This window comes from Streptomyces sp. NPDC043853 (assembly GCF_056436025.1).
On the sequence record NZ_JBWKDJ010000007.1, the window covers coordinates 330563 to 352978 of the forward strand.

Here is a 22416-nt window from a genome sequence, read left to right on the forward strand (position 1 = left end):
AGCTGCGCCCGCAGCAGGCCGGGTACGGCACGGAAGGTGACCAACCCATGACCGTCACAGCCAAGGCACACGCCCCCTCCGCCCTGCACGACCTGGTGCGCCCGGCCAGACCGACCCATGTCGTCGACGTCGGAGCCAACCCCATCGACGGGGACCCGCCGTACCGGAACATGCTGGAAGCCGGTCTGTGCCGGGTGACGGGATTCGAGCCCCAGACCGAGGCCCTGGCCGAACTGCACCGCCGCAAGGGGCCGTACGAGACCTACCTCCCCCACGCGATCGGCGACGGCGGCACCCACACGCTGCACATCGCCGCCGCCTCGGGAATGACCAGCCTCTTCCGGCCCGACCCGAACCGGCTCGGCCTCTTCAACGGCTTCGCCGAATGGGGCCAGGTCCTGGAGGAGCTCCCGGTTGCCACCCGACGCCTGGACGACGTCGAGGAAGTCGGCCCCTTCGACCTCCTGAAGATCGACATCCAGGGAGCCGAACTGATGGTCTTCCAAGGGGCGGGCGAGAAACTGGCCGGGGCGGTGGCGGTGCACACCGAGGTGTCCTTCGTCCCGCTGTACGAAGACCAGCCCGTATTCGGCGACGTGGACCGGGAACTGCGCTCGCACGGGTTCATCCCGCACTCCTTCGCGGCCGTCAAGCACTGGGCGATCGCCCCCGTCGTCTTCGGCGGGAACTTCCGGCAGGCACAGAACCAGCTGCTGGAGGCGGACGTCGTCTACGTACGCGACTTCGGGCACCTGGAGGCGATGACCGACGAGCAGCTGGGGCACCTGGCCCTGATCGCCCACCACGTCTACGGCTCGACCGACCTCGCCTACCGCTGCCTCGCCGGACTGGCCCGGCGCGGCGCCACCGCCCCCGACGCCCCACAGCGCTTCCTCGCCTCGCTGAACTGAAGCAATGGAGTGAAAACGGCCCCGGGCAGGCGTGGCCCGGGGCCGGCGTACGGGCAGTCGGCACTATGCGTGTCATCCGTGACGATTCTTACGCGGTTTCCTCAACAAGCGGCCGAAGGCGCCCAGTCGGAGGGAACACCACCGAGCGGCGTCGGCACCGGGGCCGCCACCCTGTGGATCTGGCCGGCGCTGACCGCGTTGCTCCTGTCCCTCATCGGCATCGACGACACTCTGCTGGGCACCGACGAGCTGGTCACCTGGGACGTCAGCAAGCGCACTCCGGCCGAGATCTGGGCCCTGGTCCACAACGTGGACGCGGTACACGGCACCTACTACTTCCTGATGCACGGCTGGACGGCCGTGTTCGGGGACTCGCACACGTCCCTCCGCACGCCCACCGTGCTGGCCATGAGCGGCACGGCGGCCCTCGTCACGCTGACCGGCCGCCGGCTCTTCGGGCAGCGCGCCGCGCTGTGCGCCGGGATGCTCTTCGCGCTGATGCCCGCGGCGAGCCGGTTCGCCCAGGAGGCACGCAGCTACGCACTGGTCATGCTGTTCGCGACCCTGGCGACGTACCTGCTGATCAAGGCGCTGGACGGGGCCGCCTCGGAGTCCCGCCGGCCCCTCGCGCGGGCGGCGCTGTGGGCGGCGTACGCACTGTGCCTGGTCGTCCTCGGGCTGCTGCACCTGATCGCGCTCACGCTCGTGCTGTGTCACGCTCCCGCGGCGGTCCTGCGGGCCCGCCGCGAGGGCCGCAGCCTGTGGTCCTTCCTCATCGCGGCATCGGCCGCCGCCCTGTGCGTCCTGCCCGTGGTCGTGCTCGGCCGGTCGCAGGTGTCCCGCCAGATCTTCTGGATCCCGGAGCCTGACGCCTGGGGCCTGGTCCAGATCTGGCCCCAGCTGTTCGCTTCCGCCCTGGGCACCGGAGTGGTCGTCGCGCTCGCGGCGCTGGCATGGCGGGAGGGGCGCGAGGGCGTGCTGCTCTGCTTCGCCGTCGCCGTGCTCCCCCCGCTCGTCCTGTGGATGGCCTCGCACGGCGAGGTCTCCTACTTCCGTTACCAGTACGCCCTGTTCACCGTGCCGGCCTGGGCACTGCTCGCGGGGGCCGGGCTCGCCACGGCGACGCGGTCCCGGGCGGCCGCGGCCGTGGTCCTGACCGTGGTCGCGCTGCTGGTACTGCCCGATCAGCGCAGCGTCAGAAGTCCCTACGAGCACGACGTGCCGCACGCCGCCGACTACGCCGGGGCGGCCCGGACCATCGAGAAGTACTACCGGCCCGGGGACGCGGTGGTGTACGTGCGGGGCGCCCCCTGGATGCTGGACCGGGGAGTCGGCTACTACCTCAAGCCCGGGACGAAACTGCGCGAGGTGTTCCTCGACAAGTCGGCGGCCGACAACAACGAGCTCTTTCCCGTCTACTGCTCGCAGCCCGTCCGGTGTCTCGGGAAGGAGAGCCGGGTCTGGGTCGTGGTGCCCGGCGGCAACACCGACGTGCTGGCGGAAATCCCCAAGCGCCAGGCCATGGCGCTGCGGACGAAGTACACCCCCTACGGCACCGAGTCCCTCAGCGGTCTGACGGTCGGGCTGCTGGTCAGCAGGAAGTAGGCGCGGGCCTGCAGTCCTGCAGTACTGCCGCGACTGCCGCGACTGCCGACCGGCCGGCAGACGCGGCAGGACCCCACCGCGACCGATGGTGCGTCCGGTGTGCTCAGGCCCCCAGCACCTTCCCGAGGAAGGCGAGCTGCGCCACCTGGTGGTGGGGGCCGCCGCCCTCGTGCGCGTTGTAGGGATAGACGTGGATCTCCTTGTGCCCGCCGTAGTGGTTGTGCGCGGCGTACACGGTGGAGGGCGGGGTGATCTGGTCCATGAGGCCGACCGAGAACAGGCCCGGCGCCCGCGAGCGTGCCGCGAAGTTCACGCAGTCGAAGTAGGACAAGGTGCGGAACACCCGGTCGACCTTGTCGCGGTGGGCACGGCAGTAGGCGGCGATCTCCCGGAACGGGGCCTCGTCGGTGACCTCGGCACCGCGGCTGAAGTGGCACAGGAACGGTACGTCGGCCATCACGGCCGCGACGTCCGGGACCAGGGCCCCCGCGACGATGGCCAGCCCCCCGCCCTGGCTGCTCCCGGCCACGATCACCCGGGCGGGGTCGACCCGCGGGGCGCAGCGGGCCGCGGTGACGGCGCGCACCGCGTCGGTGTACAGGCGGCGGTAGTAGTAGTCCTCGGGGTCGAGGACGCCCTGCGTCATGAACCCGGGGTGGGAGGGATCGCCCCCGGCGCCGTTGTCGGGGGTGTCCCCCGTCCGCCACCCGGACCCCTGACCCCGGTTGTCCATCACGAAGTGGGCGTAGCCGGCGGCGGCCCACAGCAGCCATTCGTGGGGCAGACCGCGGCCGGCGTTGTAGCCCACGTACTCGACGACGCACGGCAACGGGCCAGGGGCGTCCGCGGGCAGCAGCAGCCAGCCGGAGACGCGCTGCCCGCCCCACCCGGTGAAGGAGACGTCGTAGACCTCCAGGAGCTTGAGCGCGGTGGGATGCGGAACGAAGGCGGCGTCGACGGGGGCCGCGTCCGCGGCTGCCAGCGTCGTGTCCCAGAACCGGTCGAAGTCCTCCGGTTCGTCGCGGGCGGGCCGGTAGTCCTTCAGTTCCTCGGCGGATAGGTCGAACAGCGCCACGGTCCGTCCCCGTTTCATGGTCGATGAGGTGATGAGGCGATGCGGTGATGGGGTGATCAGGTGATGAGGTGATGAAGCCTCGGGTCGTGGGTGGTTCACGACCACCGGGCTGGTTCAGGTCGCCGGGTCAGGACCGGTCCTCGTACAGCACCGGGCAGAACTCCGGGTCCGCGTAGTCGGGATGACCCTCGTCCGTACGCCGGACCAGGTCGTTCATGTTGTGCGTGGCCAGACGCCCGTCGCTCAGCGGGTACGGCCGCCAGCGGTTGTCCCGGTCCTGGAAGCGCACGGTGACCACCCGGCGCGGTAGGCCGCTGACGTTGGGCCCGCTGCCGTGATAGGTGCGGCAGTGGTGGAAGCTGACCTGGCCGGTGCCTATGGAGATCGGGACGGCCTCCGCGCGCGTGCCGTTGTGGTGCGCGGTGGCGTGCAGCATGCCCTCCAGTTCCTCGGCGTCGCGCTGGGCGAAGTGGAGGCTGGTGCTGTCCGGGAGCGGCAGTTCCTCCCACCGGTGGCTGCCGTCGATCACGGTCAGGGTGCCGAAACTCTCGTCACACGCGTGCAGCGGGATGAAGGCGGTGAGCAGACTGTCGGACGTGCACATCTGCCAGTGGTGGCGGTCCGTGTGCCAGGGCACGACATTGGTCGGCTCCTGCGGCTGCGGCGGCTTGAGCGTGAGCGTGCTCGTCCACAGCCGCACCTGGTCGGTGCCCATCAGACGGGCGGCCACGGCGGCGACGAGCGGCTTGCACAGGATGCGCCGCGCGGTGAGGTTCTCGTAGCAGATGAAGTCGTTGTGCCGCAGTACCTCCCCGTGGCCGGGCTCCCAGTACTCCTCCCGGGGCGGCTTCTTCGGCAGGGCGCGGTCTCGGTGGCCGGCGTAGAAGCGCTCGTTGCTCCGGTCTACCTCGGCGAGTTCGCCGGGGGAGAGCAGCGGCTCGGAGAGGTACCAGCCGTGCTCCTGGTAGAAGCGGACGTCGTCGGCCGACGGCAGCAGCGCTCGTTCGGCCCGGGTCAGGGAGAAAGCTTCCATGGCTGTATCCCCTTCGGTCCGTAGTGGGGTGCCGGGTTCGCCGCGCGCGGGTGGAGCACCCGGTTGGCGCTGCCCGGCGTCGTCGGTGCGCCCGCATCACGTCGCGTCGCACCACGTCGCACCACGTCGCATCACGTCGCTTCGCTTCGCATTGCGTCGCGTCGCAGTGCGCCCCGTACGCGGCGGCGGGTGCGGTGCGCACCCTTGATCCTGGATCAGGCGAAAGCACCACCGCCTCCCGGAAGCCGGTCCGCCGGACGGCCCCGGACCCCCTTCCGGCCCGTCCCGGGCACGGTCGGGCCGCCGCTCCCGCCGGACGCCCGCACTGCGCCGGACGGGTGAACATCGGCGGAGTCGAACCGGGAACGCGCCCCGACCGGGCGAGGCCCCACGGGGCCGTACCGGCCGTGCGCCGACAATGGGCGGCCATGACCTCCGTCGACGCCGGGGCCCGGCCCGTCCGGCTTCCGGGCCGCCGAAGGCGCCTGGCCACCGCGGCCGTGGCGTTCGCCTTCTGGATCACGATGGTCGGCACCACCGTGCCGACCCCGCTCTATCCGCTGTACGAGCGGGCCTTCGGGTTCTCCCCGGCCGCGGCCACGGGCGTCTTCGCGGTCTACGCGTGCGGTGTGGTCGGCGGACTCCTCGTCCTGGGCAGGTTCGCCGATCAGCTCGGCCGGCGCCCGGTGCAGGCCGCGGCCCTGCTGCTGTCCATCGCCGCCGCCGTGCTGTTCCTCCTGGCCCGGAGCCTGCCCGCGCTCCTGGCTGGCCGCGTCCTGTCAGGGCTGTCCGCGGCCCTCATGACGACAGCGGCCACGGCCGGACTCACCGAGCTCGCCCCGGCCGCGCGCCGGGCCCGGGCGGGAACCCTCGCCCTCGCCGCGAACATGGGCGGCCTGGCCTGCGGCACCCTGCTCGCCGGCGCGGCGGCCCAGTACGCGCCGGCACCCCTGCGCATCCTGTGGGCCGGCCAGGGCGCCCTCGCGGTCGTCGCACTGATCGGTCTCGCCGTCGTCCCGGAAACGGTCAAGCCCACCGGCCGGGTGACCCTGGCCGTCCAGCGGCTGCGCGTTCCCGCCGCCATCCGGGGCACCTTCCTGCGCTCCGCCCTGGTCGCGGGCTCCGGCTTCGCCGTCCTCGGCGTGTTCGCCTCGGTCAGCGGCCCCTTCCTCGCCGAGGTGCGGATCCACGCCCCCGCCGCAGCGGGAACGATGGTGGCACTCGCGTTCCTGGCCACCGGCGTCGGCCAACTCCTGGCCGGCGCCGGCGGCCTCGGTACGCGCGCCGCACTCCCGGCGGCATGCTGCGGCCTCATCGCGGCGGCGGCACTCATCGCCGCCGCCCTGCTCGGCAGGCACCTCGCGCCCCTGATCGCCGCCGCCCTGCTCACCGGCCTGGCCACCGGCGCCGCCCTCACGTCCGGCGTCACACGCATCGCCACCTCGGTGGCCCCCGAACACCGCGGCGAGGCGGTCGCCGCCTTCTTCGTCATCCTCTACGCGATGCTCGCCGCGCCCGCCGTAGGCGTCGGCCTCCTCGCGCGGACCCACGGCCTGACCACGACCGGCACCGCGTTCGCCGCCACCGTCGCCATCCTCGCGGCCGCCGTCCTGACCACCACCCTCGCCCGCACACGCGAGGGCACGTGATCCCGCGCCCGGCCCAGTCAGGCCGATGACAGTGAGTCAGTCCGTCCAGCGCGGGCAGCGGTAAACCACTTGCCCGTCCACGCAGGGCGCGTGGCACTCTTGCGCGGTGCTATCCGAGCTCTGGCCTCGCCTTCTGACCTGGGACGACGTGGATCCCGCAGGCCACCCTTTCGACAGCGCGGCGGCGGCGCGCGTGGTGCGCTCGCTCGGTCCGGCCCGGCACGTACCGGCCCGCCCCGACGTCCCCCGCGGTGACGCGGAGATGAGCGCCTGGAGTGAGGACGAGGGCACACTCTGGGCGGCTGCCATGTCCTACGCGCTGATGGAGCGATACGGCCGCTGGGCCGCGGGCTGGCGCTGGGCGCACGACGAAGGCGACTTCGACGGCGGGCCCGTCGGGAGCTGGTGCTGCCCGCGGGACTCGATCACCGGCCCGGAGGAGACCCTCGATCGGGTCGTCGCCGCGCTGCGCGAATGGCGGGCCTGGCTCGAGAGCCTCGCCGCACGGTTCGAGGCGTATCCGCTGGATCCCTCCGGGATCGAGGACCAGCGGATCCTGTGGGAGGCCTCCGCCCGGAACCTGATCCTGCAGGTCGTCGACCGCACCGGCTGCGGCAGCGGCAGCGGCTGGTACGCGCACTGCCGACAGGTGCTCACCTGGTTCCTCAGCCGATGGGGAATCGCACCGGAGACGGCTCAGGACCTGGCCGACGAGGCGATCGGCGGACGCTTCCACAGCTGGACCAGCCCTGACACCGTGCTGATCGGCGACGTCGCCGAGCGCCTCGCGCAGGGGCTGCCGCCGGCCGGCCGCCCGGCGCGGTCCGCCCAGCCGCCCGTCGACCACCTGGCACGGTGGCTCGGCACACGGGAGAACGTGCCTTGGCACGATGCCCCCGACCGTGGCGGGGAAGGACCGGTGACACCGTCGCACGACGGCGCGGCCGAGGACATCCGTGCCTTCGACGGCGCCCTGGACCCGGCCCGTGCCGAGGGCCTGCTCGCGGCACTGGAACGGCTCCGGACCGACGCGGCGCGAAACGCCCCGCTCGACTTCGCACTCCTCCAGACCTGGCAGCAGCACGTTCTGGACACGCCCCAGCCGCCCGAGTTCCGCACCCTGCCCGCCTTCGCCAAACGCGGCCGCGAGCGCTACGGCATCGCCCCGGACACCCGGGCCCGCCTCGACGCCTGCCTGGCCGAGAGCGCCAAGGACAACGGCGCGCCGCTCCCCCTGCCCGCCCGCGCCGCCCGCGCCTACCTCGACGTGTGCTTCTTCCACCCCTTCGACGACGGGAACGCCCGCTCCGCATTCCTCGCCCTCGTGTTCGTCCTCGCACGCGAAGGCGTCACGCTCGACGACGTGCGTCTCCTCCGCCGCATCACCTTCCAGGCCGGCAAGGCGAGGGACGCAGTGAGCCTCACCGCGTACGTGGACCTCCACCTCGCGGAAACCCGGCGCCGCACTGCCTCCCCCCACGCGTGATCGGGGCCGCCCGCCAGGTGGTGTGCAGCGAGAGCCGGAGCAACCGGGCCCGCCGGCTGCCGCGCCGTCAGGCCATCCGGCTGCTCCCGCCACCGTTCGGTGAGGATCGTCAGTCCGAAGACGTACGGGGCGCCGCACAGGCCGGCGGGAGCGGCTCCCCGCCCAGAGGCCGGCACATCGGGATCCCGGTCGCTTCGGTCGCTGACCGAGCCCCGGCCGGCTGCCCGCCGTGAGCACGGAGCACGACGGCCACGGATTCTCCTTACCGCTGCCGCCCCATTCAGCCCGACCCGCGCCGAGGCCCGAAGGGCGACCCCTCCGCCAGGATCTCCAACGCATAGGGCCGGAGGTCGACGGTCGACGGCGCCGGATCCGCGTGAGCCGCCCCGCGCGGGAGCGGTTCGAGCTGTTCGCGCAGCGCGCCGGAGAGGTCCGCCACGAGGTCACCGCCCAACGGGGTCGGCCCGGACTCCCGGCCACCGGCGTACAGCAGCCCGCTGGACCGCAGGGACCGCAGCCGGGCGTGCATCGTCCGCCGGGAGATGCTCATGACCTCGGTGATGTGCCCCGCCTCGACCGTGCCGCTGTGGGCGACCACGCACAGCAGCCAGACCTCGTCGAGGGAGATCCCGTGGCTCCGGGCCTGTGCCTCGGCCCGGAGCCGCACCGGCTGGAGCCCGCCCCGGGCCAGATCCTCCAGGGCCTTGCGCACGTGGTCGTCGCCGACGGGGAGCGAGGGAATCACCGTGGTGTCCTTCCGCACACCCGTGGCCGTCATCGTCCGCCGCAGCGGAACGGCCGGCAGCGCGCAGGCCAGCGCCAGAACCAGCAGGGACACCGCCAGACCGGTGAGGAACACCTCGTCGACGGCCATCTCGTAGCCCCCGACGTACGCCTCCCGGGCGGCCGGGTCCAGGCTCTCCACGGTGAGGGGTTCGCCCCTGCGGATGGAGCCGGACTCGGCGGCCGTGAACTCGCCCGCGTCGATCCCGTGCTCCAGGTGCTCGACGAGTCTCCGGTTGAGGACCGACCCGAAGAGCGCCGCGCCGAAGGCGCTGCCCAGGTTCCGGAAGAAGATAACCCCGGAGGTCACGACGCCCACGTCCTGGTACGCGCACGCACTCTGCGCGGCGATCAGGGCGATCTGGGAGACGAGCCCGAACCCCAGCCCCAGCACCACCAGCGCCGCACCGTAGAGCAGCGGGGAGGCGTCCTCGGGCAGGAGGACGCACAGCAGCAGCCCGGCGATGATCAGCAGGGCCCCGATCACGGGAAAGTGACGGTAGCGGCCCGTACGCGAGATGGCCTGGCCGCTGACGGTGTAGGCGAGCAGCCCGCTGAGGGACATGGGGAGCAGCAGCATGCCCGACACGGTCGGCGACGTCCCCATGACCACCTGGAAGAACAGGGGCAGGTAGTTCACGGTGCCCGACTGGACGACCCAGAAGAGGAAGGACAGCGCGACCACGATGCGGAAGACGCGCTCGCGCACCACCCGGGAGGGCAACAGCGGTTCGGGATGACTGCGTTCGACCCGCCAGACCAGCACCAACAGGACCGCGACCGCGGCGAACAACACGAGTATCGGCGTGGAGAACCAGGCGAAGACGACCCCGCCCCAGGTGACCGACAGGGTGACCCCGGCCGCACAGCAGGCGATCAGCAGGCTCCCCCAGTAATCGATCCGGGGCCGCTCCGCGGGCCGCTCGTGACGCAGGCAGAAGGCGAGCACCGCCATGACCGCCAGCCCGATCGGCACGTTCAGGTAGAAGGCCCACCGCCACGACCCGTGCTCCACCAGCAGCCCGCCCACCAGCGGCCCCAGCACGCAGGCCGAGGCCCCGGCCCCCGCGACGAACACCTGGTAGCGGCCGCGGTCCCGGGGACCGACGAGACCGGTGAGCACGGCCTGCGGAATGACCCACATCCCGCCGCCGCCGATGCCCTGGAGGGCCCGGAAGCAGATCAGTTCGGGCATGTCCTGCGCCCGCGAGCACAGGACCGATCCGATGAGGAAGAACCCGAGCGCCGTCTGCAACACGGGCTTGCGGCCGAGGAGGTCCCCCAACTTGCCCCAGATCAGGGCCGAACTCGTGACCGCGAGCAGGTAGGAGGTCACCACCCACGACAGGTGCTGGAGGTCACCCAGGTCAGAGGCGATGGTCGGCAGGGCGGTGGCGAGAATGGTCGAATCCAACGACCCGACGAACGTGATCAGTACCAGCGCGGACAGCACCAGCCTGCCCCGGGGATCGAGCCGGACACGGTCGGATGATGACAAGGCGTCTCCGTTGCCCTGGACGAGGGGTGGGGGACAGGCGGCGGACCGTCCGCCATGCTCGCCGTCCCCGAAGCCGGACGACAGAATCCGAGCCGCCCCGCCGACCCGAATCCCCCACCCGGAGCAACGTTCCTTCCGACCGTTCCGGGGGAGCGGCGTCCTCAGCCGCCCACGTACTCGTAAACCGCGCCGTCGGGGGTGTCCGCTTCGCTTCCACCCCCGGGCCCTTCGGCTCCAGGGCCGTCAGGCCCGCTCCCGCGGGCCTGGCCGGCCGTGTCAGAGGGGGCGGACGTGTTCCGCCTGCGGACCTCTCTGGCCCTGGGTCACGTCGAACTCGACCCGCTGGTTCTCATCCAGAGACCTGTAGCCGCCGCCGCTCTCGATCGCGCTGAAGTGCACGAACACGTCCGGTCCGCCGCCGTCCACGGCGATGAATCCGAACCCTTTCTCCGCGTTGAACCATTTCACGGTCCCCTGCTGAGGCATAACCCGGCGCCCTTTCTCTCATCCGAGGCTGCTCGCCTCGACGCCGTGTGGATCCCTCCCCCTGGTGCCGATTGTGAAACGCGAGGAGCGGAGCGCAGACGAGTGAACGTCGAGCAACAGCACACCGGCGGAACCTGTTCGACCGGGACCCGCGGGCGAAGGGATCATGGGCAGATGCCGTCGACCGAAGCAGCAGCCGAAAAGCTACTGGATCGCGCCACTCTCTGGAGCGTGGGTGAGATCCCCGCGAGCGAGGTCGTCAGCGCGGCCTGTGACGCGCTCGTCGCCGGACTCGACAGCCCCGGACTGCGGATGCTGGCCGCCTGCACACGCGCCGAGGCGAACTACGATGTTCGCGACTTGCTCCCCGGAGCGCTCGATGAGCTCGGCCTCGTTCTCCATCCGGTCGCCGGTGAGGCCGGTCGAGAAGCCGCCGCGCGAGCGCTCGCACGACGCATGCTGGCAGGCGAGCTGAAACCTTGGGAGCTCACGTTCCGGCTTCACCAGCGTTACGGACATGAGCTGCCCCTGACGGCACGGCTCGCCGAACTCGATGACGCGTACGGCATCCTCGACGACGGCGACGAGGCAGCAGTGGCCCAGGTCGATGCCGAGGTCGCGGCCGAAGCCCGCCGCCTCGTAACAGCTCCGGCCAGACGCGAGGCAACCCCCGCAGGACAGTGGGCGGCCGGCCACGCTCCCGGAATCGTGGGACGAACACGCGCGGCATCAGCGCTTCGCTCCGGTCCCATTTCTCATCAGTGATCACCAACGGGACGGATTCATCCCGTCAACTGATGACGAGTGCCTTGATCGCAGGTCAAATGCCTTGATCAGCACGGTTGCTGGGCGGTGCCACCTGCGCGCCGAGGGTCGGCCCGTGCGCACTCGCACATAAGCGAACCCCTACCCTGGTATCCGCTACGCGGCGGATTTCGAACAGTGTGACGAACGGGATGTGACAGGTGACGGGGGCGAACGGAACGGATCTGGTCGGCGAGGTTCTGGGCGGGCGATACCGCGTGACCGCGACGATCGGCCGGGGTGGCATGGGTGTGGTCGCCCGGGCGGTGGACCAGTTGCTGAACCGCGAGGTCGCCGTCAAGGTCCTGCGGGCCTACACCGACGCCTCACCTGCCGAACTGGCCGATCTCCGGGTCCGGATGCAGCGGGAGGCACAGGCCGCCGCCCGTATCAGGCACAGCGGTGTGGTCACCGTGCACGACGTGGTCGAGGAGCAGGGGCTGCCGGTCATCGTCATGGAGCTGGTCGACGGGCCTTCTCTCGACGCCGTGCTGGCCGAGCGCGGTTCACTGGATCCGCGCGAAGCGGCCGCGATCGGCGCCAAGCTGATGGACGCGCTCGACGCGGCACACCGGGCCGGGGTGCTCCACCGGGACGTCAAGCCCGGCAACGTACTCCTCGAGCGTGGGGGTGCCTCCCGTTCCGAAGGCCTTGGGGGAGGCCGGGTCGTGCTCACCGACTTCGGCATCGCCAGCATGGACACCGCCGGCGACGAGGCCCTGGCCAAGCTGACCCAGAGCGGTCAGATCGTCGGCTCCCTCGACTACCTGCCACCGGAGCGGGCACAGGGCCAGGTACCGGGTGCCGCGTCGGACATCTGGGCGCTCGGCATGACGCTGTACGCGGCCGTGGAGGGCGCTTCGCCCTTCCGCCGGACGTCGGTGTGGTCCACGCTGGCGGCGATCGTCAGCGAACCGCTGCCCGAGCCCCGGCGCGCCGGACCGCTCACCCCGGTGCTGCGGGCGCTGATGGCCAAGGACCCGCTGCAGCGGCCCGACGCCGGGCAGGCGCGCGAGATGCTGGAGGCGGTCGCCGCGGGCGGGCGGGCGGACCTCGCGGCGGCACCTGCGCCCCAGCCCGTCACTCCACCGGCCTTCGGTCCTCCCCTCGCCGCGCCGTTCCCCCAGCCCGCCCCCCAGCCCGTCACCCCGCCGGGTTTCGGTCCCGCCGCCGCGCCGTTCCCCCAGCCCATCCCCCAGCCCGCCGCCTCCGCCACCCCGAGCGACGGATACGGCGCACCGCCGCAGCCGGGCGCAGCGCAGCCGGGCATGGCGCCCGGCATGACCGCCGGCCACGGCAGCCGTTCCGGGACCCGTACCACGACCGTCCACGCGCAGCGCCGCCGCACCCGTTCCCGTACCGTCGTCGCGCTGGCGGCCGCCGCTGCCGTCCTCACCTGCGGCGGAGTCGCCTACGCCCTGATGGGCACGGGGGGCGACGAGGGCGGCGACGGGTCGACCACGGCGCTGCCCACGGCGAGCACCCCCGCCGACGGTGACCTGTCCGGCACGGGCGGCCCGACCGCCCCGGGAGACCTGACGTCCATGGGCCCCGGCAAGAAGCCGTCCGGCACCCCCACCAAGAAGGACGAGGACCGGAAGGCAGGCTCCACTCCGACGCCCGGGACCAGCGGCGGCGCGTCGGCCGCGGCCCCGTCCGGCTCGCCGAAGGCCACGCCCAGTGCCAAGGTGAAGGAGCCCGTCCCGGTGTCGACGGCGTGCACCGGCTGGGCCCACGCCAACCGCAGCGACGGCTACGGTTACGTGTCCCAGAACACCCACCTCTACACCGCGCCCTACGCCGAGTGCTCCTATGTGACCGCGGTCAAGTCCGGGGTGAAGGTCTACTACCACTGCTACGTCGACAACGCCCACGGCAACAAGTGGATCTACGCCCGGATCGAGGGCACGACCACCGAAGGCTGGCTGTTCAGCGAGAAGTCCACGCTGAAGAGCGGCACACTCGCCCGCTGCTGAAGCGTGTCGCGGAAGGCCTTGGCCCGGGCACCTCGCGTCGTTTCAGGAGGAGGACGGTGTCACCAGGCCCGCTTCGTAGGCGAGGATCACCAGCTGCACGCGGTCGCGGGCGCCGAGCTTGGAGAGCAGCCGGGTGAGATAGGTCTTGGCGGTGGCGACGCTGATGGAGAGGTGGTCGGCTATCTCGGCGTTGGACAGGCCCTTGCCGACGAGCGTCAGCACCTCGCGTTCCCGGTTGGTGATGCCGGCCGGCTCTGCCCCTCGTGGCGGCAGCACCGCCGGGCGGGCGGCGAACTCCTTGATCAGCCGACGGGTGACGCTCGGCGCGATGAGGGCGTCCCCGGCCGCGACGATCCGGACGGCGGCCAGGATGTCGTCCAAGGCCATGTCCTTGACGAGGAACCCGGACGCGCCGGCGTGCAGCGCTCCGTACACGTAATCGTCGTCGTCGAAGGTCGTCAGGACGAGTACGCGCGTGGAGCCCGTGCCCGTGGTGATCAGCCGGGTGGCCTCGATGCCGTCCATGACGGGCATGCGCAGGTCCATCACGACGACGTCCGGGGCGAGTTCCCCGGTCATCCGGACCGCTTCGGCGCCGTCGCCGGCCTCGCCCACGACCTCGATGTCCGTGGTGTCGGTGATGACCATCTGCAGGGCGGCGCGGACCAGGGGCTGGTCGTCGGCGAGTACGACACGGATGGTCATTCGGCTCCAGTCATCGGTTCCGTCACTGCCGTCTGCCGGGCCGTCACCGGTTGTCGGGCCGTCACCGGCAGTCGGGCCGCCACCACGAAGCCGCCCCCGGGGCGCGGCCCGGCGCTGAACGCGCCGTCCAGCAGGGTGACCCGCTCGCGCATGCCGACCAGGCCGTAGCCGGTGTCCGTGCCGGTGTCGCCGCCCCTCCCGCGGTCGGTGACCTCGATGGCGAGCTCCTCCTCGCGGTAATCGACGCTCACCCGGCAGGAATCGGTACCCGAGTGGCGCAGCACGTTGGTCACCGACTCCTGGATGATCCGGAACGCGGCGAGGTCGACGTCGGCGGGAAGCGGGCGGCGGCGCCCCCGCCACGACACCTCCACGCGGACACCGGCGGCCGTGGCCGTCGTGGCGAGCCGGTCCACATCCGCCAGGCCGGCGGCGGGTTGCAGGTGCAGGGGGCCTTGCTGCGCAAGTCCCTGGCCGTGCCCGGGGTGCTTCCCCTCCTCATCCGCCTGGCGCAACGCGCCGAGCATCCGCCGCAGCCCGGCCAGCGTCTCGCGCCCCGCCCTTTCCACGGTGAGCATCGCCTCGCGGGCCTTGGCCGGCTGGGTGTCGACGATCCGGGCGGCAGCGCCGGCCTGCAGGGCCACGATGCCGATGCTGTGGGCGACCGTGTCGTGCATCTCCCGGGCGATGCGCAGGCGTTCGGCGGTGACGGCCTGGGCGGAGGCCCTGGCGTGCAGCTCCTCGGTGTGGGCACGGGCCTGGGACACCGAGTTGCCGACGAGCCAGGCGATGACCACGGTCAGGGCCACGAACGGCTCCGGCGCGGTGCCGGAGTCATCCCCCACGATGGGGCGCAGGACGGCGTAACAGGCGAGCACGCCCAGCGCCGAGGCCGCCGCGGCGAGCGAGGCCCGCCGGGGACGGGTGGCCGCGACATGGCACAGGACGGCATCCACTCCCAGGAACTGCGTGGGCGGAATCTCGTCCTGGTGCCAGGCTGCCGTCGAGACCACCGTTCAGGCGATCACCAGGGCGTACGCCGGAATCGCCCGGCGGCGCAGCAGTGCGCTGCCGGCCAGGACCAGCAGGAACGCGAGGGCGAGCAGGGCCCGGGCCCCGGAGGAGTCCAGGCCGTCCCGGGGATAGCTGAGCGAGTACACCTGCCGCGGCGGCAGCACCACGTACTCGACGATGGGCTGCACCGCCGCCGCGAACCACACCAGCGCCGTCCACAGGCCCGGCGGAATGCGTTTGAGGAGCGGCAGAGGCAGCGAGGCGGACATCCCGCCATCGTAGGAGTGCGGGTACGGCCGGTCATCCGCCCGGGGCTGTACGACCAGGGTCGACCCCCGCCGCCGCGGATTGTCAGCGAGGGTCCGACGACGGGCGGGGCCGCACCCCGGCACCGTGTTCCCGTGATCGAAGTCAACGAGCTCACGAAGCGGTACGGCGGCACGACGGCCGTCAAGGACCTGTCCTTCACCGTGCGGCCGGGGCGGGTGACCGGGTTCCTCGGCCCGAACGGCGCGGGCAAGAGCACCACGCTGCGCATGATCCTCGGGCTGCACGAGCCCACCGGCGGCACGGTCACCGTCGAGGGCCGTCCCTTCCGCCGGCGGCCCCGCGGCCTGCGTCACGTCGGCTCCCTTCTCGACGCACAGGACGTGCACGGCGGGCGCAGTGCCCTGGCACAGCTGTCCGCCCTGGCCCGCAGCAACCGCATTCCGCACCACCGGGTGCGGGAGGTGCTGCGGGAGGTAGGTCTCGCCGAGGTCGCCCGGCAGCGCGTCGGCGGGTACTCGCTCGGCATGAAACAGCGGCTCGGCATCGCGTCGGCCCTGCTCGGCGACCCACCGGTGCTGCTCTTCGACGAACCCCTCAACGGCCTGGACCCGGAAGGCGTGAAATGGGTGCGCGACCTGCTCCGGCGGCTCGCCGCCGAGGGCCGCACCGTGTTCGTCTCCAGCCATCTGATGTCCGAGATGGAGCACACGGCCGACCAGCTGATCGTCATCGGCCGGGGCGAACTGATCGCGGCGGAGAGCCTCGCGGAGTTCTCGGCCCGCGGCTCCCGGCAGAGCGTTCAGGTGAGGACGCACGATGCGGCCGCCCTGCGGGAGCTGCTGACGGCCGAGGGCGCGGCAGTACACGCCGAGGGCGACCGGCTCCTCGTGACCGGCCTGACCGCGGAACGGATCGGCGAGGTCGCCCGGACGCACGCCGTTGCGCTGAGCGAGCTCAGCACCCGATCCGCCTCCCTGGAAGAAGTGTTCATGGACCTCACCGCCGACAGCGTCCAGTACTCCGGAGGGCGATCCCGATGACCTCGACCGACACGCCGTCGGCCACGCGCGCGACCGCCGGCGGACCCTACGTCCCGGACTCCGGGCCCCGACCCCGCTTCCGCGACCTGGTCGCCGCAGAATGGATCAAGTTCCGGTCCCTGCGCTCGGTCTGGATCGCCTACGGAGCCACCGCCCTGGCCGTCATCGGCTTCAACGCGGGCACCGCCTACGACACCTGCACCCACTGGATGGAACGGAGCACGGCGGACCGGGCCGACTTCATCCGGGACGGGATTCCGCTGCTGGAAGCCTTCACCGGGAACGCGGCCCTGGTGATGATCCTCGCCCTCGGGGCCCTCGGCGCCCTGGTGATCGTCGGCGAGTTCGGCACGGGCACCATCCGTACGACCTTCGCGGCCGTCCCGGCCCGCCGATCGGTCATGGCGGCCAAGACGGCCGTCGTCACGGCGGTCACGACCGTCTTCGGCCTCTGCGTCGCGGGGACCTCGTTCGCCCTGACCCAGGCCATTCTCGACCGCCGGGACGTGGGCGTCTCCATCGGCCACCCGGGCGCCCTGCGCGTCGTTGTGGCCTCCGCCCTTCTCGCGCCGGTGTGCGCGCTCGCCGGCCTGGCCCTCGGCGCCGTCATCAGGCACACCGCGACCACCATGGTCGCGTCCGTCCTGGTCCTCCTCGTGCTGCCCACCGTCCTCACGGACGGCCGCCGCTGGTCGGCTGTCGCCGGGCACGCCCTGCCCTTCCGCGCATGGCTCCGGCTCGCGGAGGTCGACCACTCCCCGACCGCCTTCCCCTGGTCCACCGGCGGGGCCTGGACCGTCTACGGAGTCTGGGCCCTCACCGCGGCCGCAGTCGCGATCACCGGGGTCCAGCGGCGCGACCTGTGAGGGGGCGCGCGGTACGGACCCCGCGCCCGGCGGTCCGCCCGCGTACCCGCCCTGCCTACTGCCCGGGCTCTGCGGGCACCAGGTCGAAGTGGTCCTCCTGGTACTGGAAGAGAAGGCAGTCCTCCCCCTTCTCGCAGCCGCTCAGGTGCGGCTTGCCGGCGGGAAGGCGGTAGTAGGAGCCGGCCGGGTACCGGACGCGCTTGCCGTCGAGGTCCGCGTAGAAGGTGCCCCTGAGCACGACGGTGGGGAGGTCCCGGCCGTGGGTGTGCAGCGGATTGTCCTTCCCGGCGGGGAAGGACACGAACGCCTCGTAGCTGCCGCTGCCCGCGAGATCGCCCCGCACATTCGCGTACTTCACGCCGCCCGAGTCCGGGAGTTCCCGCCAGGTGCGGCCGGGTTCGGGAAAGGACAGGAACTCGGACGGGCCTGTCTTCGTCGCCGGGCCCGCCGACGTTGCGGCGACGCCGCCACCCGCCTTGGTCTCCCGGACCTCCTTGGCCTCGGCACCGGACGAACAGGCCGCCAGCACGGCGACCGAAGTCATGGCGGCCACCACCGCAGTGATGTTCCTTGCCCTGGCACGCATGATGTCTCCTCGTGTCTTGCGGGGTCTGCGGGAGCACGCCGAAGGAGCGGAAAGCGAGTGCGCGCAGAGGCCCACGATTCGCTTCCTCGCGGTGCGACGAGTCCCGGGGAAACCCCATCGTCGGTCGCGCACCGGCTGACGGCCATGACGAATCCGCCGCCGATCCGGACACGCCGTGCGCCGCGCCACCGGCCCGGCACGGCCCGGGCATTCACCCACGCTGCCGGTGGCACCGTGGATCCGGCTCTGTCACGTCAGGACGACGCAGCCCCGCCGCTCCAACTCGCTGACGAGCGGTAGCGAGGGATCGACCTCGTTCCAACGCAGATCCAGCTTCTCCAGGGACGGCATCAGGGCGAGCCAGTCGGGCAGCCGACGGAGGCGGTTGCTCCGCAGGTCGATCTGACGCAAGCGCGGGAGGCCGGCCAGTGACTCCGGCACTGCGTCCAGAGAGTTCTCGCGCAGGTCCAGGTGGCGCAGTTCGTGCAGGTCGGCCGCCGACATCGGCACGTGCTCGATCGCGTTCCCCCGGAGCCACAGCTCACGCAGGCTCCGGAGCCTGCCGATGGCATCGGGCAGGGTGGCGAGCCGATTGTGCTGGGCCCTGAACTCGATGAGGCCGCTCATCCCACCGATGGTCTCCGGCAATGAGGTGAGGGAATTCTCGCCGACGTTGAGGTATCGCAACCGGGTCAGCTTTCCCAGAGAGTCCGGAAGCCGTGTCAGCTGGTTGTCGTGCAGGTAGAGACAGCCGCTGAGCCCGGTCAGCCTGCCGAGTTCCCCGGGCACTGACGTCAGCGCGTTGTGGCCCAGGTCCAGAGTGTTCAGCCGGTGAAGCCGCCCGATATCCGGCGGGAGGGCCGTGAGTCCGTTGTCGGCGAGGATCAGCACCTGTAGATCGGTCTGCTGCCAGACCGAAGCGGGCACTTCTCCGAGCTGTTGCCGCCACAAGTTCAATGTGTGCCTCACGGCCCTCCCTCTTCGTCAACCCTCCGAGGCTCCGATTGTCGTCCGGGCACCCGGGACCCCGGACCAGCAGACAGTCAGGACGACACCAGCCGGCCTTGGTCGAGGAGTTCGGCGCCGCGGCGGTCGGGGGACGAGAACCCCGGGGGTGTGTCAGCGGAGCGCCTCGATGATCAGCCAGATCGTCATGGGGCCGGTGCAGAGCACGCCGAGGGCGGAGCACCACGCCATGAAGGTGTCGAGGATCCGCGTGTACGGAGTCCTGGGTACGAGCACGTCCGACGGGTCCTGCGGGTCGTAACTCACCCAGACGGACGGCTCGACGCTCAGGTGCGACAGGTAGCGGGTCGCGCCGGTGCTGTCGGCGAACTGGTACACCTTCGGCCTGTCGGTCCGCTCCGCGGTGACGGTCACGCCGTGTCGGCGCAGGCGACGCTCGTGGATCGAAGCCCCCGTGCACAGCGCGCAGAGTCCGGACAGCAGGACGGTCAGGCCGCCGACTATCCCGCTGACGAAGGCGCTGCCCTTGGCGTCGGGCCCGTCCGTCGTGACGGGCCCGTCCACCGTGGCGGTGAGGACCACGGACAGGGCGATGACCCCGACCAGAGCCGCCAGCACCCACCACCCGAGTCTGCGGCGGAACTTCTGCAATCTGGTCCTGGCGAAGGAACGCACGACCACCAGGGCCCCGCCAGGACGAGCAGCTCGCGCGGGCCGGCCACGGGGCACCACGCCGTCCGTCACCTGCTGCGGTCGTCCCGCGTGAGAGAGGCGATCAGAGCGGAGACGGCGGTGGTCGCCACCAGGCTTCCGACCAGGACCATGCCCACGCCGATGACGAAGAGGCCGCTGGAGTCGTCCGACCAGTCAAAGCCCGCGGCGGTGGTCAGGCCGGCCGTGGTGCCGAGCACGGCGGCCGTGACGTGGCGCCGGGACGCCGCCCAGTACACCGGGACCAGCAGCGTCAGCACCAGCCCGATGACCTGCCAGGCCTCGTACGGGCCGCTGACCGAGCCGTCGGGGTGCACGTCGCGGTGCTGGTCCCAGCCCAGCCAGGCGGCCCATGCCGCAACCGACACGACGAACAGCAGGACGAACGGAACGGGTTTGAACTGAGCGAGGCGCATGACGCAAGACTCCGCTCCCGCACCGCCCGGTGGCAGAGCCCACCTACTCAACCGCCCCGTGAGTAGCTCGACGAGCCTCCCCAGGCAGGTCAGGGGTGCCCCGCACAGGCACCACCCCGTCGAGACAGCAGGGCAACCCTGTGAGGGAGCCGTGAGTCTCCCTACCGATCGCACCGTGATCGGACCCAAGAGGAGAGCATCATCACTGCCCTACGCAAGACCCTCACCGCCACCGCAGTCGTTGGCGCCGTCCTGGTGAGCTCGGCCGCCTGTGGCACGGTCGAGCAGCTGTCCGCCGGAAAGAAACTGGACCGGGCCTTCGAGAAGCTGGGCAAGGAGAAGTCGATCTCCTTCGAACTGGACTTGGACGTCGACGCCAAGACCCTCAAGGAGATGGATGCCGAGTCGGGCTCGGAGCCCGGCGAGGAGATCCCCGACGCGGCTGCCGAGCTGATCAGCGGCGCGAAGATGACCGTCACGGTGGAGTCGAAGAAGCCGATCAACGAGTCCGAGGAGAAGGACTTGGTCGGCATGGCCATGAAGGTCAGCGCCCCGGAAGGCGATCTCATCGAGTACCGGGTCATCGGTGACTACACCTACATCCGGTCCGACGTCGAAGCCCTCACCAAGGCCATGGACGCCCCCGTGCCCCCCACCGACCAACTCCCTCCGGAGGCCAAGGGCCTCAAGAAGGTGCTGGAGGGCGAGTGGGTCAAGTACAACACCAAGAAGATGGAGAAGGCCGGCGAGGAGATGGGCCGGGCTCCCGGCACCAAGCCGTCGTCGGCGCCTTCACCGGAGCCGTCGCTGGACGCCAGGACCCAGAAGAAGCTCCTGGAGGCACTGCGCGGCGTCGTCGCCCGCAAGGTCGACTTCAAGACCGCCGGCGGCAAGGGCGGCACCGAGCACATCACCGCAACGGCCCCGTTCCGCACGCTGATCACGGAGCTGGTCGGGGAGATCCGTTCGCTGGCCAAGGACCTGCCGCCCGGCATGGACCTGCCGACGGACAAGGAACTCAAGGAACTGCCCGACACCACCGTCACGGCCGACTTCACGCTCAAGAACGGTGAGCTGGCCGAGGTGCACGTCGATCTCGCCGAGCTGGCCGAGAAGGCGAAGCCCAAGAAGTTCGGGCTGGTCCTCAAGATGAACGAGGGCACTGCGCCCACGGCCCCGGCCGGAGCCACCGAGCTGGACCCCGACGAGCTCATGAGCGGCTTCGCCGGCGGCCTGATGCAGGACAAGGGGTTCGAGGAGAGCGGCTTCCCCGGTGCAGACCTCGAAGATGAGTTCACCGAGGAAGCCGCATAAGCGCAGACGTTCCCGAACCCAGGGCCGAGCGAACCGGAACCACGGACCGACTCGAACCGAACGTGAACCCGCGGGCCCGGCACCGTACAGGTGCCGGGGCACGTTCTCACGGCGGGGCGCGCTGGGTTAGGTTCCCGGTCGTGACTCACGATCGCGGACACCTGCTGGTCGGCCGGTACCGGTTCGCCGCACTGCTCGGCCAGGGCGGCATGGGGACCGTCTGGCGGGCCCACGACGAGCAACTCGACCGGGAGGTAGCCCTCAAGGAGCTCCGGCTCCCCGACGACCTCGACGCCTCCCGGCGGAAGGCCTGGATCGACCGCCTGGACCGCGAGGCGCGCGCGGCCGCCAGGCTGAAACACCCGGGTGTCATCACCGTCCACGACCGGATAGCCGGCGACGACGGCCGCCCGTGGATCGTGATGGAACTCGTCCACGGCCGTTCCCTGGACGACCTGATCAAGGCGGACGGCCCGCTTCCGCCGGCCCGGGTGGCCATGATCGGCCGGCAGGTCCTGGACGCGCTGCGCGCCGTGCACGCCACGGGCGTCACCCACCGGGACATCAAGCCCGCCAATGTGCTGCTCGAAGGCGACCGGGTGGTGCTGACGGACTTCGGGATCGCCGCCGTGGAGGGCGAGCCCGGTCTGACCCGGTCGGGGGCCCTCATGGGAACCCCGGCCTACATGTCCCCCGAGCAGGTGCGCGGTCTCCCGGCGACCGCCGAATCCGACCTGTGGTCCCTGGGCGCGACGCTGTTCACTGCCGTGGAGGGACACCCTCCGTTCGGCGGCTCCGGTTCCTGGGCCGTCTTCGTCGCCGTCGCCACCGAGGAACCCGCCACCCCTGTCCGGGCCGGGGAGGTCGCCCCCGTGCTCGCGGGTCTCGACCGGCGCCGGGCCCGTATCGCGCCATCGTGGATCACCACCTCGGCCTACGGTGTCGTGCCGGGCGCCGCGGAGCCGATTTGTCGGCGGGAGCTTCCATCGCAAGGCCCGCGTCGGGGGCGGAGGGGCTACTTCGGCGGAAGCGCGGTGGCGGCGTTCCGGCCCAGTTGCAGCCAGTCGTCCAGGACGTGGTCGTCGAGGACTTCTGGACCGTCCTGCTCGACCCCTCCGGCCAGCCCTTCTGCATCAGCAGCACCAGCTGACAGCCCCAGCCGCTCACAGCGGCCGCTCTCACCAAGACGGCCTCCCCGGGAGTGCCCGCCCGCCTGACCCGG

21 protein-coding genes are annotated in these 22416 nt (G+C 71.6%); 10 read left to right on the forward strand and 11 right to left on the reverse strand.

Annotated features, from left to right (window positions below; translation table 11 throughout):
• The first annotated feature begins 47 nt into the window (after positions 1-47).
• Both AC067U_RS20885 and AC067U_RS20890 read left to right on the forward strand, forming a co-directional pair.
• Positions 48-911: an FkbM family methyltransferase gene (locus tag AC067U_RS20885; protein ID WP_478831231.1), complete on the forward strand. Its 864-nt coding sequence runs from the start codon at positions 48-50 to the stop codon at positions 909-911.
• A 78-nt stretch (positions 912-989) separates the two neighbouring features.
• Positions 990-2516: a glycosyltransferase family 39 protein gene (locus AC067U_RS20890; protein ID WP_478831232.1), complete on the forward strand. Its 1527-nt coding sequence runs from the start codon at positions 990-992 to the stop codon at positions 2514-2516.
• Between the two features lie 103 nt (positions 2517-2619).
• Here the strand turns inward: AC067U_RS20890 and AC067U_RS20895 are convergent, their stop codons facing one another.
• Positions 2620-3591 (reverse strand): acetylxylan esterase, encoded by a 972-nt coding sequence (locus AC067U_RS20895; protein WP_478831233.1) that lies wholly within the window; start codon positions 3589-3591, stop codon positions 2620-2622.
• A gap of 127 nt (positions 3592-3718) precedes the next feature.
• Positions 3719-4624 carry a phytanoyl-CoA dioxygenase family protein gene (locus AC067U_RS20900; protein WP_478831234.1) on the reverse strand — a complete coding sequence of 302 codons (906 nt, stop codon included), beginning with the start codon at positions 4622-4624 and terminating at the stop codon, positions 3719-3721.
• A 428-nt stretch (positions 4625-5052) separates the two neighbouring features.
• On the opposite strand from AC067U_RS20900, the gene AC067U_RS20905 reads away from it, so the two are divergent.
• Positions 5053-6273 (forward strand): MFS transporter, encoded by a 1221-nt coding sequence (locus AC067U_RS20905; RefSeq protein ID WP_478831235.1) that lies wholly within the window; start codon positions 5053-5055, stop codon positions 6271-6273.
• Between the two features lie 262 nt (positions 6274-6535).
• On the forward strand, positions 6536-7759 hold the full coding sequence (locus AC067U_RS20910; protein ID WP_478831236.1) for a Fic family protein: 1224 nt from the start codon (positions 6536-6538) through the stop codon (positions 7757-7759).
• Positions 7760-8039: 280 nt separating this feature from the next.
• Here the strand turns inward: AC067U_RS20910 and AC067U_RS20915 are convergent, their stop codons facing one another.
• Complete coding sequence (locus AC067U_RS20915; RefSeq protein WP_478831237.1) at positions 8040-10040, reverse strand: MDR family MFS transporter; 2001 nt, start codon at positions 10038-10040, stop codon at positions 8040-8042.
• A gap of 276 nt (positions 10041-10316) precedes the next feature.
• Positions 10317-10526 carry a cold-shock protein gene (locus tag AC067U_RS20920; RefSeq protein ID WP_478831238.1) on the reverse strand — a complete coding sequence of 70 codons (210 nt, stop codon included), beginning with the start codon at positions 10524-10526 and terminating at the stop codon, positions 10317-10319.
• A 102-nt stretch (positions 10527-10628) separates the two neighbouring features.
• Here AC067U_RS20920 and AC067U_RS20925 point away from each other — a divergent pair, with 102 nt between their 5' ends.
• Both AC067U_RS20925 and AC067U_RS20930 read left to right on the forward strand, forming a co-directional pair.
• Complete coding sequence (locus AC067U_RS20925) at positions 10629-11291, forward strand: hypothetical protein (protein WP_478831239.1); 663 nt, start codon at positions 10629-10631, stop codon at positions 11289-11291.
• A gap of 257 nt (positions 11292-11548) precedes the next feature.
• Positions 11549-13306 carry a serine/threonine-protein kinase gene (locus tag AC067U_RS20930; protein ID WP_478831240.1) on the forward strand — a complete coding sequence of 586 codons (1758 nt, stop codon included), beginning with the start codon at positions 11549-11551 and terminating at the stop codon, positions 13304-13306.
• Between the two features lie 42 nt (positions 13307-13348).
• Here the strand turns inward: AC067U_RS20930 and AC067U_RS20935 are convergent, their stop codons facing one another.
• The 3 genes from AC067U_RS20935 to AC067U_RS20945 are packed head-to-tail and all read right to left on the reverse strand — an operon-like array spanning position 13349 to position 15294.
• Positions 13349-14011 (reverse strand): response regulator transcription factor, encoded by a 663-nt coding sequence (locus AC067U_RS20935; protein ID WP_478831241.1) that lies wholly within the window; start codon positions 14009-14011, stop codon positions 13349-13351.
• Complete coding sequence (locus AC067U_RS20940; RefSeq protein ID WP_478831242.1) at positions 14008-15024, reverse strand: sensor histidine kinase; 1017 nt, start codon at positions 15022-15024, stop codon at positions 14008-14010. The genes AC067U_RS20935 and AC067U_RS20940 overlap by 4 nt, the downstream gene beginning before the upstream one ends.
• Positions 15025-15027: 3 nt before the next feature.
• Complete coding sequence (locus tag AC067U_RS20945) at positions 15028-15294, reverse strand: hypothetical protein (protein WP_478831243.1); 267 nt, start codon at positions 15292-15294, stop codon at positions 15028-15030.
• Between the two features lie 132 nt (positions 15295-15426).
• Between AC067U_RS20945 and AC067U_RS20950 the strand changes: the two genes are divergently transcribed.
• The gene (locus AC067U_RS20950; RefSeq protein ID WP_478831244.1) at positions 15427-16335 is read left to right on the forward strand and encodes an ATP-binding cassette domain-containing protein; all 909 of its coding nucleotides are present in this window, start codon (positions 15427-15429) and stop codon (positions 16333-16335) included.
• Positions 16332-17201: an ABC transporter permease gene (locus tag AC067U_RS20955; RefSeq protein WP_478831245.1), complete on the forward strand. Its 870-nt coding sequence runs from the start codon at positions 16332-16334 to the stop codon at positions 17199-17201. The genes AC067U_RS20950 and AC067U_RS20955 overlap by 4 nt, the downstream gene beginning before the upstream one ends.
• Before the next feature lie 55 nt (positions 17202-17256).
• Here the strand turns inward: AC067U_RS20955 and AC067U_RS20960 are convergent, their stop codons facing one another.
• The 4 genes from AC067U_RS20960 to AC067U_RS20975 all read right to left on the reverse strand — a co-directional run bounded on the left by AC067U_RS20960 (position 17257) and on the right by AC067U_RS20975 (position 19880).
• Positions 17257-17787, reverse strand: a complete 531-nt coding sequence (locus tag AC067U_RS20960) for a cupin domain-containing protein (RefSeq protein ID WP_478831246.1) — start codon at positions 17785-17787, stop codon at positions 17257-17259.
• 249 nt (positions 17788-18036) lie between these two features.
• On the reverse strand, positions 18037-18714 hold the full coding sequence (locus AC067U_RS20965; protein WP_478831247.1) for a leucine-rich repeat domain-containing protein: 678 nt from the start codon (positions 18712-18714) through the stop codon (positions 18037-18039).
• Between the two features lie 192 nt (positions 18715-18906).
• Positions 18907-19404, reverse strand: a complete 498-nt coding sequence (locus AC067U_RS20970; protein ID WP_478831248.1) for a hypothetical protein — start codon at positions 19402-19404, stop codon at positions 18907-18909.
• Positions 19405-19493: 89 nt separating this feature from the next.
• Positions 19494-19880: a hypothetical protein gene (locus tag AC067U_RS20975; RefSeq protein WP_478831249.1), complete on the reverse strand. Its 387-nt coding sequence runs from the start codon at positions 19878-19880 to the stop codon at positions 19494-19496.
• Positions 19881-20135: 255 nt separating this feature from the next.
• Between AC067U_RS20975 and AC067U_RS20980 the strand changes: the two genes are divergently transcribed.
• Together AC067U_RS20980 and AC067U_RS20985 are read left to right on the forward strand one after the other, a co-directional pair.
• Positions 20136-21194, forward strand: a complete 1059-nt coding sequence (locus tag AC067U_RS20980) for a hypothetical protein (RefSeq protein WP_478831250.1) — start codon at positions 20136-20138, stop codon at positions 21192-21194.
• 140 nt (positions 21195-21334) lie between these two features.
• Positions 21335-22411, forward strand: coding sequence for a serine/threonine-protein kinase (locus AC067U_RS20985; RefSeq protein ID WP_478831251.1), 1077 nt, complete (start codon positions 21335-21337; stop codon positions 22409-22411).
• Positions 22412-22416 lie beyond the last annotated feature (5 nt).

What these genes read in the sequence shown, in the direction of transcription:
- AC067U_RS20885 (WP_478831231.1), top strand. Translation starts at nt 48, where the DNA reads ATGACCGTCACAGCCAAGGCACACGCCCCCTCCGCCCTGCACGACCTG.
- AC067U_RS20900 (WP_478831234.1), bottom strand. Translation starts at nt 4,624, where the DNA reads ATGGAAGCTTTCTCCCTGACCCGGGCCGAACGAGCGCTGCTGCCGTCG.
- AC067U_RS20905 (WP_478831235.1), top strand. Translation starts at nt 5,053, where the DNA reads ATGACCTCCGTCGACGCCGGGGCCCGGCCCGTCCGGCTTCCGGGCCGC.
- AC067U_RS20910 (WP_478831236.1), top strand. Translation starts at nt 6,536, where the DNA reads ATGAGCGCCTGGAGTGAGGACGAGGGCACACTCTGGGCGGCTGCCATG.
- AC067U_RS20920 (WP_478831238.1), bottom strand. Translation starts at nt 10,526, where the DNA reads ATGCCTCAGCAGGGGACCGTGAAATGGTTCAACGCGGAGAAAGGGTTC.
- AC067U_RS20935 (WP_478831241.1), bottom strand. Translation starts at nt 14,011, where the DNA reads ATGACCATCCGTGTCGTACTCGCCGACGACCAGCCCCTGGTCCGCGCC.
- AC067U_RS20945 (WP_478831243.1), bottom strand. Translation starts at nt 15,294, where the DNA reads ATGTCCGCCTCGCTGCCTCTGCCGCTCCTCAAACGCATTCCGCCGGGC.
- AC067U_RS20955 (WP_478831245.1), top strand. Translation starts at nt 16,332, where the DNA reads ATGACCTCGACCGACACGCCGTCGGCCACGCGCGCGACCGCCGGCGGA.
- AC067U_RS20960 (WP_478831246.1), bottom strand. Translation starts at nt 17,787, where the DNA reads ATGCGTGCCAGGGCAAGGAACATCACTGCGGTGGTGGCCGCCATGACT.
- AC067U_RS20975 (WP_478831249.1), bottom strand. Translation starts at nt 19,880, where the DNA reads ATGCGCCTCGCTCAGTTCAAACCCGTTCCGTTCGTCCTGCTGTTCGTC.